At 68.7% G+C, this 13,169-nt stretch carries 15 protein-coding genes; 11 read left to right on the top strand and 4 right to left on the bottom strand.

Translation table 11 applies throughout. The annotated features are described in order from the left end of the window. Window positions 1–46: 46 nt before the first annotated feature. Together ACSHSS_RS10585 and ACSHSS_RS10580 are read right to left on the bottom strand one after the other, a co-directional pair. The gene (locus ACSHSS_RS10585; RefSeq protein WP_445544936.1) at window positions 47–2,188 is read right to left on the bottom strand and encodes a hypothetical protein; all 2,142 of its coding nucleotides are present in this window, start codon (window positions 2,186–2,188) and stop codon (window positions 47–49) included. A gap of 327 nt (window positions 2,189–2,515) precedes the next feature. After that, complete coding sequence (locus ACSHSS_RS10580; RefSeq protein WP_445544935.1) at window positions 2,516–2,785, bottom strand: hypothetical protein; 270 nt, start codon at window positions 2,783–2,785, stop codon at window positions 2,516–2,518. A 160-nt stretch (window positions 2,786–2,945) separates the two neighbouring features. On the opposite strand from ACSHSS_RS10580, the gene ACSHSS_RS10575 reads away from it, so the two are divergent. The 5 genes from ACSHSS_RS10575 to ACSHSS_RS10555 all read left to right on the top strand — a co-directional run bounded on the left by ACSHSS_RS10575 (window position 2,946) and on the right by ACSHSS_RS10555 (window position 6,348). Continuing rightward, window positions 2,946–3,260: a Dabb family protein gene (locus ACSHSS_RS10575; RefSeq protein WP_012213202.1), complete on the top strand. Its 315-nt coding sequence runs from the start codon at window positions 2,946–2,948 to the stop codon at window positions 3,258–3,260. After that, window positions 3,257–3,736 carry a PaaI family thioesterase gene (locus tag ACSHSS_RS10570; RefSeq protein WP_006402265.1) on the top strand — a complete coding sequence of 160 codons (480 nt, stop codon included), beginning with the start codon at window positions 3,257–3,259 and terminating at the stop codon, window positions 3,734–3,736. Before ACSHSS_RS10575 ends, ACSHSS_RS10570 begins: the two co-directional genes overlap by 4 nt. 111 nt (window positions 3,737–3,847) lie before the next feature. Continuing rightward, window positions 3,848–4,846, top strand: a complete 999-nt coding sequence (locus tag ACSHSS_RS10565; RefSeq protein ID WP_105841490.1) for an NADP-dependent oxidoreductase — start codon at window positions 3,848–3,850, stop codon at window positions 4,844–4,846. Between the two features lie 62 nt (window positions 4,847–4,908). Next, a complete protein-coding gene (locus tag ACSHSS_RS10560) occupies window positions 4,909–5,868 on the top strand; it encodes an alpha/beta hydrolase (RefSeq protein ID WP_445544934.1) in 960 nt (319 codons plus the stop codon). Window positions 5,869–5,907: 39 nt separating this feature from the next. Then, a complete protein-coding gene (locus tag ACSHSS_RS10555; protein WP_105855408.1) occupies window positions 5,908–6,348 on the top strand; it encodes a GNAT family N-acetyltransferase in 441 nt (146 codons plus the stop codon). Window positions 6,349–6,357: 9 nt separating this feature from the next. Here the strand turns inward: ACSHSS_RS10555 and ACSHSS_RS10550 are convergent, their stop codons facing one another. Together ACSHSS_RS10550 and ygfZ are read right to left on the bottom strand one after the other, a co-directional pair. Beyond that, window positions 6,358–7,203, bottom strand: a complete 846-nt coding sequence (locus ACSHSS_RS10550) for an NRDE family protein (protein ID WP_006402269.1) — start codon at window positions 7,201–7,203, stop codon at window positions 6,358–6,360. A gap of 76 nt (window positions 7,204–7,279) precedes the next feature. Then, window positions 7,280–8,317, bottom strand: a complete 1,038-nt coding sequence (gene ygfZ, locus ACSHSS_RS10545; RefSeq protein WP_445544933.1) for a CAF17-like 4Fe-4S cluster assembly/insertion protein YgfZ — start codon at window positions 8,315–8,317, stop codon at window positions 7,280–7,282. Between the two features lie 76 nt (window positions 8,318–8,393). On the opposite strand from ygfZ, the gene mltG reads away from it, so the two are divergent. The 6 genes from mltG (at window position 8,394) to ACSHSS_RS10515 (ending at window position 13,150) form a co-directional block, all read left to right on the top strand. Continuing rightward, window positions 8,394–9,413, top strand: coding sequence for an endolytic transglycosylase MltG (mltG, locus tag ACSHSS_RS10540; protein WP_006402271.1), 1,020 nt, complete (start codon window positions 8,394–8,396; stop codon window positions 9,411–9,413). Then, the gene (gene tmk, locus ACSHSS_RS10535) at window positions 9,413–10,033 is read left to right on the top strand and encodes a dTMP kinase (protein ID WP_105795021.1); all 621 of its coding nucleotides are present in this window, start codon (window positions 9,413–9,415) and stop codon (window positions 10,031–10,033) included. The genes mltG and tmk overlap by 1 nt, the downstream gene beginning before the upstream one ends. 19 nt (window positions 10,034–10,052) lie before the next feature. Continuing rightward, window positions 10,053–11,081 carry a DNA polymerase III subunit delta' gene (locus ACSHSS_RS10530; protein WP_105756406.1) on the top strand — a complete coding sequence of 343 codons (1,029 nt, stop codon included), beginning with the start codon at window positions 10,053–10,055 and terminating at the stop codon, window positions 11,079–11,081. Window positions 11,082–11,177: 96 nt separating this feature from the next. Beyond that, window positions 11,178–11,957, top strand: coding sequence for a TatD family hydrolase (locus tag ACSHSS_RS10525; RefSeq protein WP_039221396.1), 780 nt, complete (start codon window positions 11,178–11,180; stop codon window positions 11,955–11,957). Window positions 11,958–11,998: 41 nt separating this feature from the next. Continuing rightward, the gene (locus ACSHSS_RS10520) at window positions 11,999–12,706 is read left to right on the top strand and encodes an ankyrin repeat domain-containing protein (RefSeq protein WP_006402275.1); all 708 of its coding nucleotides are present in this window, start codon (window positions 11,999–12,001) and stop codon (window positions 12,704–12,706) included. Window positions 12,707–12,793: 87 nt separating this feature from the next. Then, window positions 12,794–13,150 (top strand): Rap1a/Tai family immunity protein, encoded by a 357-nt coding sequence (locus ACSHSS_RS10515; protein WP_006402276.1) that lies wholly within the window; start codon window positions 12,794–12,796, stop codon window positions 13,148–13,150. The last annotated feature ends 19 nt before the right edge of the window (window positions 13,151–13,169 follow it).

The raw sequence follows: 13,169 nt of genomic DNA, 5'->3' as shown, positions 1-13,169 counted from the left end.
CATCTCGCCTGCAACTTCGGAAGTTGGTCCATTGATCAGCGTTTCCCTAGCGCGACGCGACCGCTGCGATGTGCGTCGCGCCGTCGTCCTGCAGCCGCTGGGACGCCTGCCACCAGTACCTGCCCGCGCGCAACTGCGGATCGCGGATCGCGAGATACGTCGTGCTCCAGAGCTGCGCGGCGTTCGCCTCGGTCGCATCGGCGCTGCGCGTGCCGAACGCGTCGGTGTGGTATTGCCCGTTCGCGTAGGACCACGTCCACATCTCCGAGGCGCGCATGTCGCGGCCGTTCGCGATGACTTGCCACACGGTCTGCCGCGCCTGCGTGAGCAGCGCACGCGTCGTATCGGAGAGATCCTGGCGTGCGAGCTGCCGGTCGAGTCCGGCGACCCACATCGCCTGTTGCCACGACCAGATCACGGTGCCGTGATACGCGGAACTCGTGAACTTCGGCCACAGCGACGGATTCGCATACGCGGGGTTGGCGATCAGCATCCCGACGTCGGTGACGAGGCCGGTCGGGAACGGCCGGATCGCGTCGGTGACGATCCGCTGCAGCTGCGCCTCGGGCGGTGTGCCGAACAGCAGCGCGAAGCCGCCGTCCGAGTTCATCACCGGAATCGGATGGCCCTGTTCGTCGAGCGACAGCGCGTAGAACGCGAGCGGCGCGCTCGGCGCGGTGCCGGCCGGCACGCCGGCCGTCGGCGCATACGCGGCCACGTCGGCCGCCGCCTGCGCGGCCGGTACGCCGACTTCGAACAGCGGTGGCGCCTGCTGCTCCCAAACCGCCGCTTCGTTCGCGGTGTCCGCGAGCGAAGCGCGCTGGTTCGCATCGAGATACGGATCGAGCAGCCCGCGCGCGAGGAACGCGTTCGCTGCGCGCAGCGCGGCCGGCACGAGCACCGCGTTGACGTCGTACGGGTATACGCCGCCGCCGAGCCCGTCGGTGCTGTCGCGCCAGTTGCCGACGATCTCGCCGGGCCGCAGATGAATCAGGTTCGCGACCGCCGGCTGCTGCGCGAACGGCCGCGCGGTGTCGGCGACGTGCAGCAGGTTGGCGACGAGACGGCTGCCGTTCGTCCGTCCGTCGCTGCCGCGCTGCGCGAGATACGCGGCCGCGCGCGCCTGACCGCGCGGATCGTCGATCAGCCATGCCGCGGCGATCGGTGCGAGCAGATAGTCGCTGTCGATCATCTTGTAGTCGTAGGTCGGCGCCGCATCGTTGGGCCGGCCGTTCTTCCGGTTGTCGATCAGCGCGAATTCGCCGATGCCTTCCTCGTGCGCGACCTTGCCGTCGCTCGACAGCCGCGCGAGCACCGACGACAGCCCGGCCTCGATCGCCGGCGCTTCGAGCACCGGCATCAGCATGCGTACGGAGATCAGCGTGTCGCGGCCGAAGTAGGTGTCGTATTGCCACGAGCCGGCGAGCAGCTTGTCGTGGAAGCTCAGGAACTCGAGGACGTTCTGGCTCACCGGATCGGGGTTCGCGGACGAGGTCAGCAGATCGGCGTGCGTGATCGGCGACAGCGGCGTCTCGCCGGACAGCGCATCGATATGCAGCTTCAGCACGTGCGAGCCGGCGGCCGCGCGCAGCACCAGCTTGCCGCCCGACGCGGTCGCGATGCTGCCGCCGTCGCGCAGCGTGATGCGCAGCGCGTAGCCGGGCGCGCCGTCGATCCGGTCGCGCTGCCATTGCGCGATGCCGCCCTGCACGGCGGGCGCGACGACGATGTCCGGCGGAATCGACGCGCCGCCGTTGAAGTCGCGCAGAAAGCGCACGTTGCTGAGCAAGGCCTCGCGGATCGTCAGCGTGTCCGTATCGACCGAGACGTCCGCGCCGATCCCGTACAGCGGACGGCCGCGCGCGTCGGGCGCCGACAGCGCGGCCGGCGGCGTGTCGAGGCTCCAGTTCACCGCTTGCGCGGTATCGTCGAACCAGAGCCCGGTGCCGCTGTTGCCGGCCGGGAAGACGACGAGCAGGCGCGGCTTCGTCGACGAGCGCATCAGCAGATGCGCGGCCACCTTGTCCTGGCGGAAGAACGCGTTGATCTGTCCGCCGGTGTCCATCCGGAATGACAGCGCGGCCTGATTCGACGGCGCGATGGCGGGCTGAATGTCGTCGTCGTTACACGCGGCGAGTAGCGCGGCGCAGACGAAACCGATGCAGAGCGACTTCGCGAAGCGATGCATGTCATATCCCTCCTGATGACTGACGTCGTTGTTATGAGGCGATCGGTGCGCGGCTTGTTTTTTGTCGGGTGCGAAATTGCGTCTTTAGGTGAATCGGGCGATAGGGGAAGATGGAAATCGAATGAGAATGACGGGAGTCCTTTTAATGAATCGTTCAACGCGATGATCACGAATGCGCAATCCGGGCTATTCGAATAAAGGTTGCGGGTGCAACTTGTGCGCCGCGCCAATGCGGCGCATAACGGAATGTAATCCGTCGTAAGAATTCTAGGATCGGGGTAAAGCACCCGTCAATAACGATGCGGAATGAATTCGAATAATCGTTATTCAAAAGCCGCTGTAATTATTTCCTGCCGAATCGGATCGAGATGAAAATTTGACGGATCGGATAAGAGAAGCGTTGCAAGTTGCGAAAAATGGAACGTTAATGAACGCCGATACCGTCGATTTGATGTCCGCGCGACGTGCAATGGCGTCGGCCTTCCATTGATGCGTGCGCGCACACAGTTCGCGCAGCACCGCGATGAAGCGCCGGCGCGAGCAATCGGCATACCCGCGCTCGACCGCGGCTCGCCCATCGCGCCGCACGCCGCGCATGCGCGCACCCTCGCACGCGGCAAGTTTGGTAGGCTTGGAGTCTGCCTGCGCCGGCCGCGGATCCCGCGCGATCCGCGATGCGCGCGCGGCAGGCAGACCGACATGACGAGCCGGCGCACCGACGCCGGCTTTGCGATTCTCACGAACCGGAGCGTACGAAGTGATCAGACATATTGTGATGTGGAAGCTGAAGGAATCGGCGGAGGGCGCGACGCGCGCACAGAACGCGCTGAAGCTGAAGGAAAAGCTCGAAGGCTGCCGCGACATCGTGCCGGGCATCCTGCAGCTCGACGTCGGCGTCGCGACGCCGGGTCTCGAAGCGACCTGCGACGTCGTGCTCGTGTCCGATTTCGCGGATCAGGCGGCGCTCGATGCGTACCAGGTGCATCCGGTTCACCAGGAAGTGAAGAAGTTCGTCGTCAACGTGGTCGAAGGGCGGCAATGCCTCGACTATCTGGTCGACGGTACGCGATGAGCGACGCGGGAACCCGGACGGACGGTCCGTCGATCGAAAGCCCGTTCGTCGACTTGCTCGGCGTGCGCCTCGTGTCCGCGAAGGACGGTGCGAGCGAGATCGCGCTCGCGCTCGACGAGCGGCACATGAACACCTGGAGCATCGCACACGGCGGCGTGACGATGACGCTGTCGGACATCGCGCTCGCGATGGCCGCGCGCAGCCTGACCGACGACGGCGTCGGCGTCGTCACGGTCGAGATGAAGGTCAACTTCATGCAGCCGGGCCGCGGCGAGTTGCGCGCCTACGGCCGCGTGATGCACCGCTCGACGACGATGGCGTATTGCGAAGGCGAGGTGCGCGACAGCGACGGCAATTTCGTCGCGAAGGCGCTCGGCACGTTCAAGTACATGCGGCGGCTTGCGGTCGGCCGCGACATCAAGCGGCAACGCACGCGCACGGCGCCGGACGCGCAGCCCGGCCCGAGCGACGCGTAAGCGGCGCACGCGCGGCCCTGTCGGCGACGGCAGGGCCGTTTCTGTTGCAGGACGGCGCGCAGCCGCGCCGGCGGCGCCGCGTTGCGCGGCGGCCGCGAACCGGAGACAGCGATGAACACGATCAACCGTCAGGTGCTGCTCGTGTCGCGCCCGCAGCAGGCGGCGAGCGTCGACAATTTCAGGCTCGTCGAGACGCCGCTCGCGCCGCTGGCCGACGGCGAACTGCGCGTGCGCAATCATTTTCTGTCGCTCGATCCGTACATGCGCGGCCGCATGAACGACGCGAAATCGTATGCGCCGCCGCAGCCGCTCAACGAAGTGATGATCGGCGGCACGGCGGGCGAGGTGATCGAGTCGCGCCATCCGGACTTCGCCGTCGGCGATCGCGTGGTCGGCCAGTTCGGCTGGCAGGAATACGGCACGTCGAACGGCGCCGGGCTGCGCAAGGTCGACACGTCGCGCGTGCCGCTGTCCGCGTGGCTCGGCGTGACCGGCATGCCGGGCGTGACGGCGTGGGTCGGGCTGAACCGCATCATCAAGCCGAAGGCCGGCGACACGATCGTCGTCAGTGCGGCGAGCGGGGCGGTCGGCAGCGTCGTCGGCCAGCTCGCGAAGCGCGCCGGATGCCGCGCGGTCGGCATCGCGGGCGGCCCCGACAAATGCCGCTACGTGGTCGACACGCTCGGCTTCGATGCGTGCGTCGACTACAAGGCCGGCCGGCTCGTCGACGATCTCGCGGCCGCGACGCCCGACGGCGTCGACGGCTGCTTCGAGAACGTCGGCGGCGCGGTGCTCGATGCGACGATGGTGCGGATGAACGCGTTCGGCCGGATCGCGGTGTGCGGGATGATCGCCGCCTACGACGGCGCCGCGGCGCCGCTCGCCAATCCGGCGCTGATCCTGCGCTCGCGGCTCACGATGCAGGGCTTCATCGTGTTCGAGCACGCGGACGCGTGGCCGCCGGCGCTCGCCGAACTGGCCGAGCTCGTCGCGACGAAGCAACTGCACTACCGCGAGACGATCGCCTATGGGCTCGAGCGTGCGCCGGAAGCGTTCATCGGGATGCTGAAGGGCCGCAATTTCGGCAAGCAGCTCGTCCAGCTCGTGTGACGCAGGCGTGGCATCATGTGGCGCTTGTTCGTTCCCGGCGCCGCGCACGCGCCGTTCACCCGATGCCGCTGAATCCGAAGATCGCCCAGGTGCTCGACATGGTCGAGCGCGCGAAACGGCCGCCTTATCATCGCCAGACGCCGCAGCAGGCGCGCGCCGCCTACGAGAAGAGCGCGCCGATCCTCGACGTGCCGCCCGCCCCGATGCATGCGGTCGACGCGTGCACGATTCCCACGCGCGACGGCCATGCGATTGCCGCGCGGCTGTATCTGCCGGTCGAACCGAGCCTTGCCGAGCCGCTGCCCGCGCTCGTCTACTATCACGGCGGCGGCTTCACGGTCGGCAGCATCGACACGCACGACGCGCTGTGCCGGATGTTCGCGCGCGACGCGCGCTGCGCGGTGCTGTCGGTCGGCTACCGGCTCGCGCCCGAGCACCGGTTCCCGACCGCCGTCAACGATGCCGAGGACGCATTGCGCTGGCTGCATCGCGAGGCGCCCACATTGGGCCTCGACGCATCGCGGCTCGCGGTCGGCGGCGACAGCGCGGGCGGCACGCTCGCGACGGTCTGCGCGGTGCTCGCACGCGATGCGGGCATCGATCTTGCGCTGCAACTGCTGATTTACCCCGGCGTCACGGGCCATCAGGACACCGCCTCGCATGCGCGGCTTGCGAACGGCTACCTGCTGTCGCGCGACACGATCCAGTGGTTCTTCGCGCAATACGTGCGCGATGCGGCGGATCGCGACGACTGGCGCTTCGCGCCGCTCGACGGCCGGCGCGGCGCGCCGTCGTTCGCGGGCGTCGCGCCCGCGTGGATCGCGACGGCCGAGTACGATCCGCTCAGCGACGAAGGCGCCGCGTATGCGGACAAGCTGCGCGCGGCCGGCAACACGGTCACGCTGGTCTGCTATCCGGGCATGATCCACGAATTCTTCAAGATGGGCGGCTACGTGCCCGAGGTGAAGGCCGCGCATGCCGATGCGGTCGCGGCGCTGAGGGCCGCGTTCGACGACGTTTGACGGCGGGCGGCGACGGCGCCGCGCGCGAGGAGGGCAGCGATGACGGACGGCGTGGTGGAAACCGGCGACTGGACGACGCTCGGCGGCGATGCGGCGCGCATTCGCGACGCGGTGTTCGTGCGCGAGCAGCGCATTCCGCCCGAATGGGAACTCGACGACGACGATCCGCTCGCGCTCCATGCGGTGGCGTACCGGATCGACGCGGCGACCGGCGCGCGCCGCGCGCTCGCGACGGGTCGGCTGCTGCCGTCCGGCACGATCGGCCGCGTCGCCGTGCTGGCCGAGGCACGCAACCGCGGCATCGGCTCGGCCGTGCTGCACGCGCTGCTCGATGCTGCGCGCCGGCGCGGCGAGCCGCTCGTACGGTTGTATGCCCAGGAGGCGGCCGTGCCGTTCTATCTGCGGCACGGGTTCTCGGCGGCCGGCGCGCCGTTCGTCGAGGCCGGCGTGCCGCACGTCGAGATGACGCGCGTGCCGTGACGCGGCGCGTCAGCGCGGCGTCGTGACGTCGATGTCGAAGGCGAACGCGCGCTCGAACTCGCCGGGCCGCACGGTGCGATGCGAGCCGTCGTCGTCGCTGCGCTCCTTGATCTCGACGGTGAGCCGCACGCCTTCCTTCATCGTGACGCGCAGCGCGGTCGTGCCGCGCGTGCCGTATTCGGGCGTCTCGATGAACGCGGCGGACAGCGCGCGCTCGCGCTCGAGCGGAATGCCGGTGTGCGGCAGCGCGTCGTCGTCGGCCACGCGCGTATCGCGCATCAGCGCGATCAGCTCGTCGAGCGACGGTGTCGGATTGTCGGTCAGCAGCGTGCCGAGCTCGGCGCGCTTGCGCACGACTTTCGGCCAGGGCGTATCGAGCCGCGCGTTCGACAGCGCGTGCACGCCGGCGGCGACTGCGACCGGCGGCGCCGCGCGGCTTTCGCCTTCGGGCGCGCGATTGCAGAACCACGCGAGTTCGCGCCGTTTCCAGTCGCCGACGAGCAGGTTGAAGCCGTTGTAGACGGCCGCATGCTCGGCGAGCTGCGCGAGATAGTCGAGCGGCGCGACGGCCGGGCCGCCGAGATAGTCGGACACGAGCTTGCCGCGCGTCGGCGCGCCGGCGCGGATGTCGAACGGCGCGCGGTAATTGGTCAGCGCGGCGAAGCGGCCGTCGCGCGACACGCCGAGCCAGGTGCCGCCCGCCTCGAGGTCGCGCCCGGCGAGCACGCCCGGCACGTCTTCCCACCACGACAGCGGCGCGCTCGTGCGGCGAAAGAATTCGTCGCGGTTGGCGGCCAGCGTAAATACGGGACCGGCGGCGGCATCGGGCTGCCAGTCGAAGGCAATCAGACACATCGGGCGAATCTCTCGCAGGAAACGTCGCGCGGCCGGCGCATAAGGCGCTGCGGCGCGCGAACGGGTTGTCAGTGCGTCATGCGTCGGTCGGCCACGCGTACGGCAGTGCGTCGAAGGCGAGCGCGGGCCCGGCGGCCGAGCCGACGTGCACGCTGCCGCTGTCGAGCGCGGCGAGCTTGATCTCGACGAGCGCGTCGACGTCGCCCGCGGGCGCCGCCGCCGCATTGACGATCATGCCGCAGGGCTGGCCCGGATCGTCGCTGTGGAACAGCTCGACGCCGGCATGCACGGTGTCGGTGTCGGCCGCGACGTGCGCGAGCGCGGTGCGGCGCTTGATCGTGCCGCGATACTGGCTGCGCGCGACGACTTCCTGGCCCGGATAGCAGCCCTTGCGGAAGTTGACCGCGCCGATCACGTCGAAATTCACCATCTGCGGGACGAACTGTTCGACGACCGGCTGCGTGATGCGCGGCTCGCCGGCACGCACGTCGAGCCAGTCCCACACGGCCGGCGACACGACCGGCAGCTTGCCGCCAAGCGCGGCTAGGCGCGCGTCGACTTCCGCGCGCGGGCCGATCCACAGGTAACGCTTGCGCCCGGCCGCGTCCGGCACGCGGATCAGCGCGCCGGCAGGGCCGTCGACCTTCACGTGGACGCCGTCCGGCAGCGCATCGAAGATGCCCGACAACGCGTCGCGCACGTCGCCCGCGAAGCCGACCACCGCGAGCGCGTCGCTCGCGTCGGTGAGTTTCGCCTTCGCGCGCAGCACGAACATCGACAGCCGCTTCTGCACGGCGGCCTGAATGTCCTTCGACACCAGCAGGCGCACGTCGTGGCCCGCGCGCCACGCGAGGAACGACGCGAGCAGCCGGCCCTTCGGCGAGCAGTAGCCGCTGAGCCGCGCGCTGGCGGCATCCAGATGCTCGATGTCGTTGGTGAGCTGGCTGTGCAGGAACGTCGCCGCATCGTCGCCGGCCACGTCGATCACGCCGAACTGCGCGAGCGGCATGTACGCGCCCGGCGCATCGAAATCGGCGGCGGACGGACGGGGAAAAACGGGGAGCGGGGCGGATGCGGCAGCCTGGGCAGCCGGTGAAGCGAACGGTGTGCTCATGGAATGAGGGAACAGTCAACCCTGACTTTGACGGAGGCGAGCAAGTATTATATGGGTCTTACCTGAGTCACGTTCCATGTCCCTACTGAAGAAATGCGCCGCGACGGTGGCGGCGCTGGCCGTCGTTGTGGCCGCTGCCGGCGCGGGCGGCGCGTATTACTGGGCGACCCGCCCGCTGCTGCTCGGCGCGGCGTCGCTCGACGTCACGATCAAGCCGCGCAGCAGCGTGAAGAGCGTCGCGCTGCAACTGAAGCGCGGCGGCGTACCGGTCGAGCCGTTCGGCTTCGTCGCGATGACGCGGCTGCTCGGCCTGTCGAGCCGGCTGAAGTCCGGCAACTACGAATTCAAGACGGGCGTCACGCCGTACGAAGTGCTGCAGAAGATCGCGCGCGGCGACGTGAACGAGTACGTCGCGACGGTGATCGAGGGCTGGACCTTCAAGCGGATGCGTGCGGAACTCGATGCGAACCCCGATCTGGTGCACACGACGGCCGGGATGAGCGACGCCGAGCTGCTGCGCGCGATCGGCGCGTCCGACAGCGCGATCCAGCGCGGCAGCGGCGAAGGGCTGTTCTTTCCCGATACCTATCTGTTCGACAAGGGCACGAGCGACGTGAACATCTACCGGCGCGCCTACCGGCTGATGCAGACGCGCCTCGACGAGGCGTGGGCCGCGCGTGCGCCCGGCCTGCCGTACAAGACGCCTTACGAAGCGCTGACGATCGCGTCGATCGTCGAAAAGGAAACCGGGCACGCGGCCGATCGCGCCTTCGTCGCGGCCGTATTCGCGAACCGGCTGCGCATCGGCATGCCGCTGCAGACCGATCCGTCGGTGATCTACGGGCTCGGCGACGCGTACGACGGGCGTCTGCGCAAGCGCGACCTGCAGGCCGACACTCCTTACAATACCTACACGCGACGCGGGCTGCCGCCGACGCCGATCGCGTTGCCGGGCGTCGCCGCACTGCAGGCGGCGATCAATCCGGCGCAGACGAGCGCGCTCTATTTCGTCGCGAAGGGCGACGGCACGAGCGTGTTCTCGGATACGCTCGGCGATCACAACAAGGCCGTGGACAAGTACATACGAGGTCAATGATGGCGAGCGGTAAATTCATCACGTTCGAGGGCATCGACGGGGCGGGCAAGACGACGCACCTGCAATGGTTCTGCGAACGCCTGCAGCGCAAGCTGGCCGGCGCCGGCCGGCAGGTCGTCGTGACACGCGAGCCGGGCGGCACGCAGCTCGGCGAGAAACTGCGCGAGATCCTGCTGAACCAGCCGATGGATCTGGAAACCGAGGCGCTGCTGATGTTCGCCGCGCGCCGCGAGCATCTCGCGCTCGTGATCGAGCCGGCGCTCGCGCGCGGCGACTGGGTCGTGTCGGACCGCTTCACCGACGCGACCTTCGCGTATCAGGGCGGCGGCCGCGGCCTGCCGCGCGACAAGCTCGAGACGCTCGAACGCTGGGTGCAGGGCGGCTTTCAGCCGGATCTGACCGTGCTGTTCGACGTCGCGCCGCACGTCGCGAGCGAGCGCCGCGGCGCCGTGCGCATGCCGGACAAGTTCGAGAGCGAGTCGGACGCGTTTTTCGCACGCACGCGCGGCGAATATCTGCGGCGTGCGGAAGAAGCGCCGCATCGCTTCGCGATCGTCGACGCGACGCAGTCGATCGACGAGATCCGTCAGCAGCTCGAGCGCGTGCTCGCCGCGCTGTAACCCGCAAGGAACGCACCTCATGATCTATCCGTGGCAGACCGACGACTGGAACCGCCTGCAGCAGTTGCGCGCGCAATGGCCGCATGCGCTGCTGCTGCACGGGCAGGCCGGCATCGGCAAGCTGCAGTTCGCGCAGCATCTGGCGCGGGGTTTCCTCTGCGAGTCGCCGCAGCCGAACGGCGAGCCGTGCGGCACCTGCGCGGCCTGCACGTGGTTCGCGCAGGGCAACCATCCGGACTACCGGATCGTGCTGCCCGAGGCGCTCGCCGGCGAAGCGCCGGGCGCCGCGGACGATGCGAAGCCGGCCGACGCGGACGACGGCGGCAAGAAGACGCGCGCGCCGAGCAAGGAGATCAAGATCGAGCAGGTGCGTGCGCTGCTCGATTTCTGCGGCGTCGGCTCGCATCGCGGCGGCCTGCGCGTCGTCGTGCTGTATCCGGCCGAGGCGCTGAACGTCGCCGCGTCGAACGCGTTGCTGAAGACGCTCGAGGAGCCGCCGCCGGGCGTCGTGTTCCTGCTCGTGTCGGCGCGCATCGACCGTCTGCTGCCGACCATCGTCAGCCGCTGCCGGCAGTGGCCGATGAGCGTGCCGGCGCCCGAGGCGGCCGCCGCGTGGCTCGCGACGCAGGGCGTCGACGACGCGCGCGCGCTGCTCGCCGAAGCCGGCGGCGCGCCGCTCGCCGCACTTGCGCTCGCGAGCGACGAGAACCGCCCGCTACGCGACTTCACGCTGAACCAGCTCGCGGCCGGCGCGGCCTGCGATCCGTTCGCGTGCGGCGAGACGCTGCAGAAGCTGCCGGTGCCGCTCGTGCTCGGCTGGCTGCAGCGCTGGCTGTACGATCTGCTGGCGCAGCGGATGGCGGGCGCGCCGCGCTATTTCCCCGCGCACGCGGCGGCGCTCGCGCGCTGCGCGCAGACGGTCGACGCGAACGCGTTCGCACGCTTCATGAAGGCCGTCACGCGGCAGCGCACGGTCGAGAACCATCCGCTCAATGCGCGGCTCGTCTTCGAGGAATTGTTTCTCGGTTATCGCGAAATGTTCGCATGATCCGCGATTGTTTCCGTCGGGTTGCGAAACGATGACCGACACCTGCCGCGAGGCGACGCGCGCGTCGCGGCCGGCTTTACGTATTCAGGAACCACGATGTTCGTCGACTCTCATTGCCACATCAATTTCAAGGGTCTCGCCGATCGCCTGCCGGCGGTGCTCGAGAACATGCGCGAGCACGACGTCACGCACGCGCTGTGCGTGTCCGTCGATTTCGAGACGCTGCCGGACGTGCTCGCGATCGCCGAGGCGCACGACAACGTCTATGCGTCGGTCGGCGTGCACCCCGATCACGAGGATGCGCGGGAACCGACGCTCGCCGAACTCGTCGAACTGGCCGCGCATCCGAAGGTCGTCGCGATCGGCGAGACGGGCCTCGACTACTACCGCCTCGAAGGCCGCTCGATTGCCGACATGGAGTGGCAGCGCGAGCGCTTTCGCACGCACATCCGGGCCGCGACCGCGACGATGAAGCCGCTGATCGTCCATACGCGGGCGTCGTCGGAGGACACGCTGCGGATCATGGCCGAGGAGCGTGCGGACGTGCCCGGCGGCGTGATGCACTGCTTCACCGAGCCGTGGGCCGTCGCCGAGCAGGCGCTCGCGCAGAATTTCCACATCTCGCTGTCGGGCATCGTCACGTTCAAGAACGCGACCGACGTGCAGGACGTCGCGCGCCGTGTGCCGCTCGACCGGCTGCTGATCGAGACCGACTCGCCGTACCTCGCGCCGGTGCCGTATCGCGGCAAGCCGAATGAACCTGCGTACGTGAGCCATGTCGGACGCTTTATCGCATCGGAGCGCGGCATCGCGGTCGAGACGCTTGCCGACGCAACGACACAGAACTTTTTCCGGCTGTTCAAGATCGCCCGCTGACGCGCCCCACAGCCGACAACCCAGGGAAGGAGCCCACAACAATGACGAAGCCGACCAAACATTTGCCGAAACGCGCGCTCGCCGCCGCCGTGCTCGTCGCGAGCGGCCTGTTCGGCGCCGCCGGCGCGCACGCCGAGTCGCTGGACGCGATCGTGAAGGCGGTCAAGTTCGACGACATCGCCGACATCGGCAAGCAGCTGAAGAACGGCCTCGATCCGAACACGGTCGCGCCGAACGGCGATCCGCTGCTCGTGATCGCCGCGCGCGAGAAGTCCGACAAGGTCGCGGCAGCGCTGGCCTCGGCCCCGAACGTCGATCTCGAGAAGGAAGACAAGGCCGGCGAAAACGCGCTGATGCTCGCGTCGCTGAACGGCGACGTCGCGCTCGTGAAGCTGCTGATCGACAAGGGCGCGGAAGTCAGCAAGAAGGGCTGGGCGCCGCTGCACTACGCGGCGACGAACGGTCAGGACGCCGTCGTCAAGGTGCTGCTCGACCACGATGCGTACATCGACACCGCCTCCCCGAACGGCACGACGCCGCTGATGATGGCCGCGCGCGGCAACCATGCGACGACCGTCAATCTGCTGCTCGACCAGGGCGCCGATCCGCAGGTGAAGAACCAGCTCGGGCTGACCGCGCTCGACTTCGCGAAGCACTACAAGGCGCCGGACGCGATCGACATCCTCAGCAAGCGTACGGTGCGCATCGGCGCATCGGCACCGGCAGACGCGCAAAAGAGTGCAAAATGACGGTTTTCGGCGCGGCCGGCCAGCCCGGCCGTGTCTGGCCCGTCACGGCAGTGGGCCGTTGCGGGCTGCATTGACATAAGGAACACCATGTTGCGGGCTATGTTTTGTGCCGCGGCGTTTGCCGTGCCGTTGTCGGCGGCGGCTTTCACGGGCGCGGATCTCGACCGTCTGTGCGCGAAGACGGACATCAAGTCGCGAGCGTCGTGCGCGGCCTACATCGAAGGCGCCGCCGACGGCGTCTACAACACCATCGATGCGATCGGCGGCACGACGGGGCCGCGTGTCGGCCAGTATTTCTGCCTGCCGCCCGACATCAAGGCGCAGCAGATGACCGACGCGGTGCGCAAGTACATCGCCGAAAATCCGAAGCTCGCCGACTACAACGCGAGCACCGCCGTGTCGCTCGGTCTCGGCAAGGCCTTCCCGTGCCGGGGCGGCAACTGACCGACCGGACCGTGTCCGG

It is taken from the genome of Burkholderia sp. BC1 (assembly GCF_052683555.1).
The sequence above is the reverse complement of the archived record's forward strand: the minus strand, read 5'-3'. Positions and strand labels throughout refer to the sequence as shown.

Coding starts and splice junctions, on each gene's coding strand:
- ACSHSS_RS10585 (WP_445544936.1), bottom strand. CDS start 2,188: ATGCATCGCTTCGCGAAGTCGCTCTGCATCGGTTTCGTCTGCGCCGCG.
- ACSHSS_RS10580 (WP_445544935.1), bottom strand. CDS start 2,785: ATGCGCGGCGTGCGGCGCGATGGGCGAGCCGCGGTCGAGCGCGGGTAT.
- ACSHSS_RS10570 (WP_006402265.1), top strand. CDS start 3,257: ATGAGCGACGCGGGAACCCGGACGGACGGTCCGTCGATCGAAAGCCCG.
- ACSHSS_RS10565 (WP_105841490.1), top strand. CDS start 3,848: ATGAACACGATCAACCGTCAGGTGCTGCTCGTGTCGCGCCCGCAGCAG.
- ACSHSS_RS10560 (WP_445544934.1), top strand. CDS start 4,909: ATGCCGCTGAATCCGAAGATCGCCCAGGTGCTCGACATGGTCGAGCGC.
- ACSHSS_RS10555 (WP_105855408.1), top strand. CDS start 5,908: ATGACGGACGGCGTGGTGGAAACCGGCGACTGGACGACGCTCGGCGGC.
- ACSHSS_RS10550 (WP_006402269.1), bottom strand. CDS start 7,203: ATGTGTCTGATTGCCTTCGACTGGCAGCCCGATGCCGCCGCCGGTCCC.
- ygfZ (WP_445544933.1), bottom strand. CDS start 8,317: ATGAGCACACCGTTCGCTTCACCGGCTGCCCAGGCTGCCGCATCCGCC.
- mltG (WP_006402271.1), top strand. CDS start 8,394: ATGTCCCTACTGAAGAAATGCGCCGCGACGGTGGCGGCGCTGGCCGTC.
- tmk (WP_105795021.1), top strand. CDS start 9,413: ATGGCGAGCGGTAAATTCATCACGTTCGAGGGCATCGACGGGGCGGGC.
- ACSHSS_RS10530 (WP_105756406.1), top strand. CDS start 10,053: ATGATCTATCCGTGGCAGACCGACGACTGGAACCGCCTGCAGCAGTTG.
- ACSHSS_RS10525 (WP_039221396.1), top strand. CDS start 11,178: ATGTTCGTCGACTCTCATTGCCACATCAATTTCAAGGGTCTCGCCGAT.
- ACSHSS_RS10520 (WP_006402275.1), top strand. CDS start 11,999: ATGACGAAGCCGACCAAACATTTGCCGAAACGCGCGCTCGCCGCCGCC.
- ACSHSS_RS10515 (WP_006402276.1), top strand. CDS start 12,794: ATGTTGCGGGCTATGTTTTGTGCCGCGGCGTTTGCCGTGCCGTTGTCG.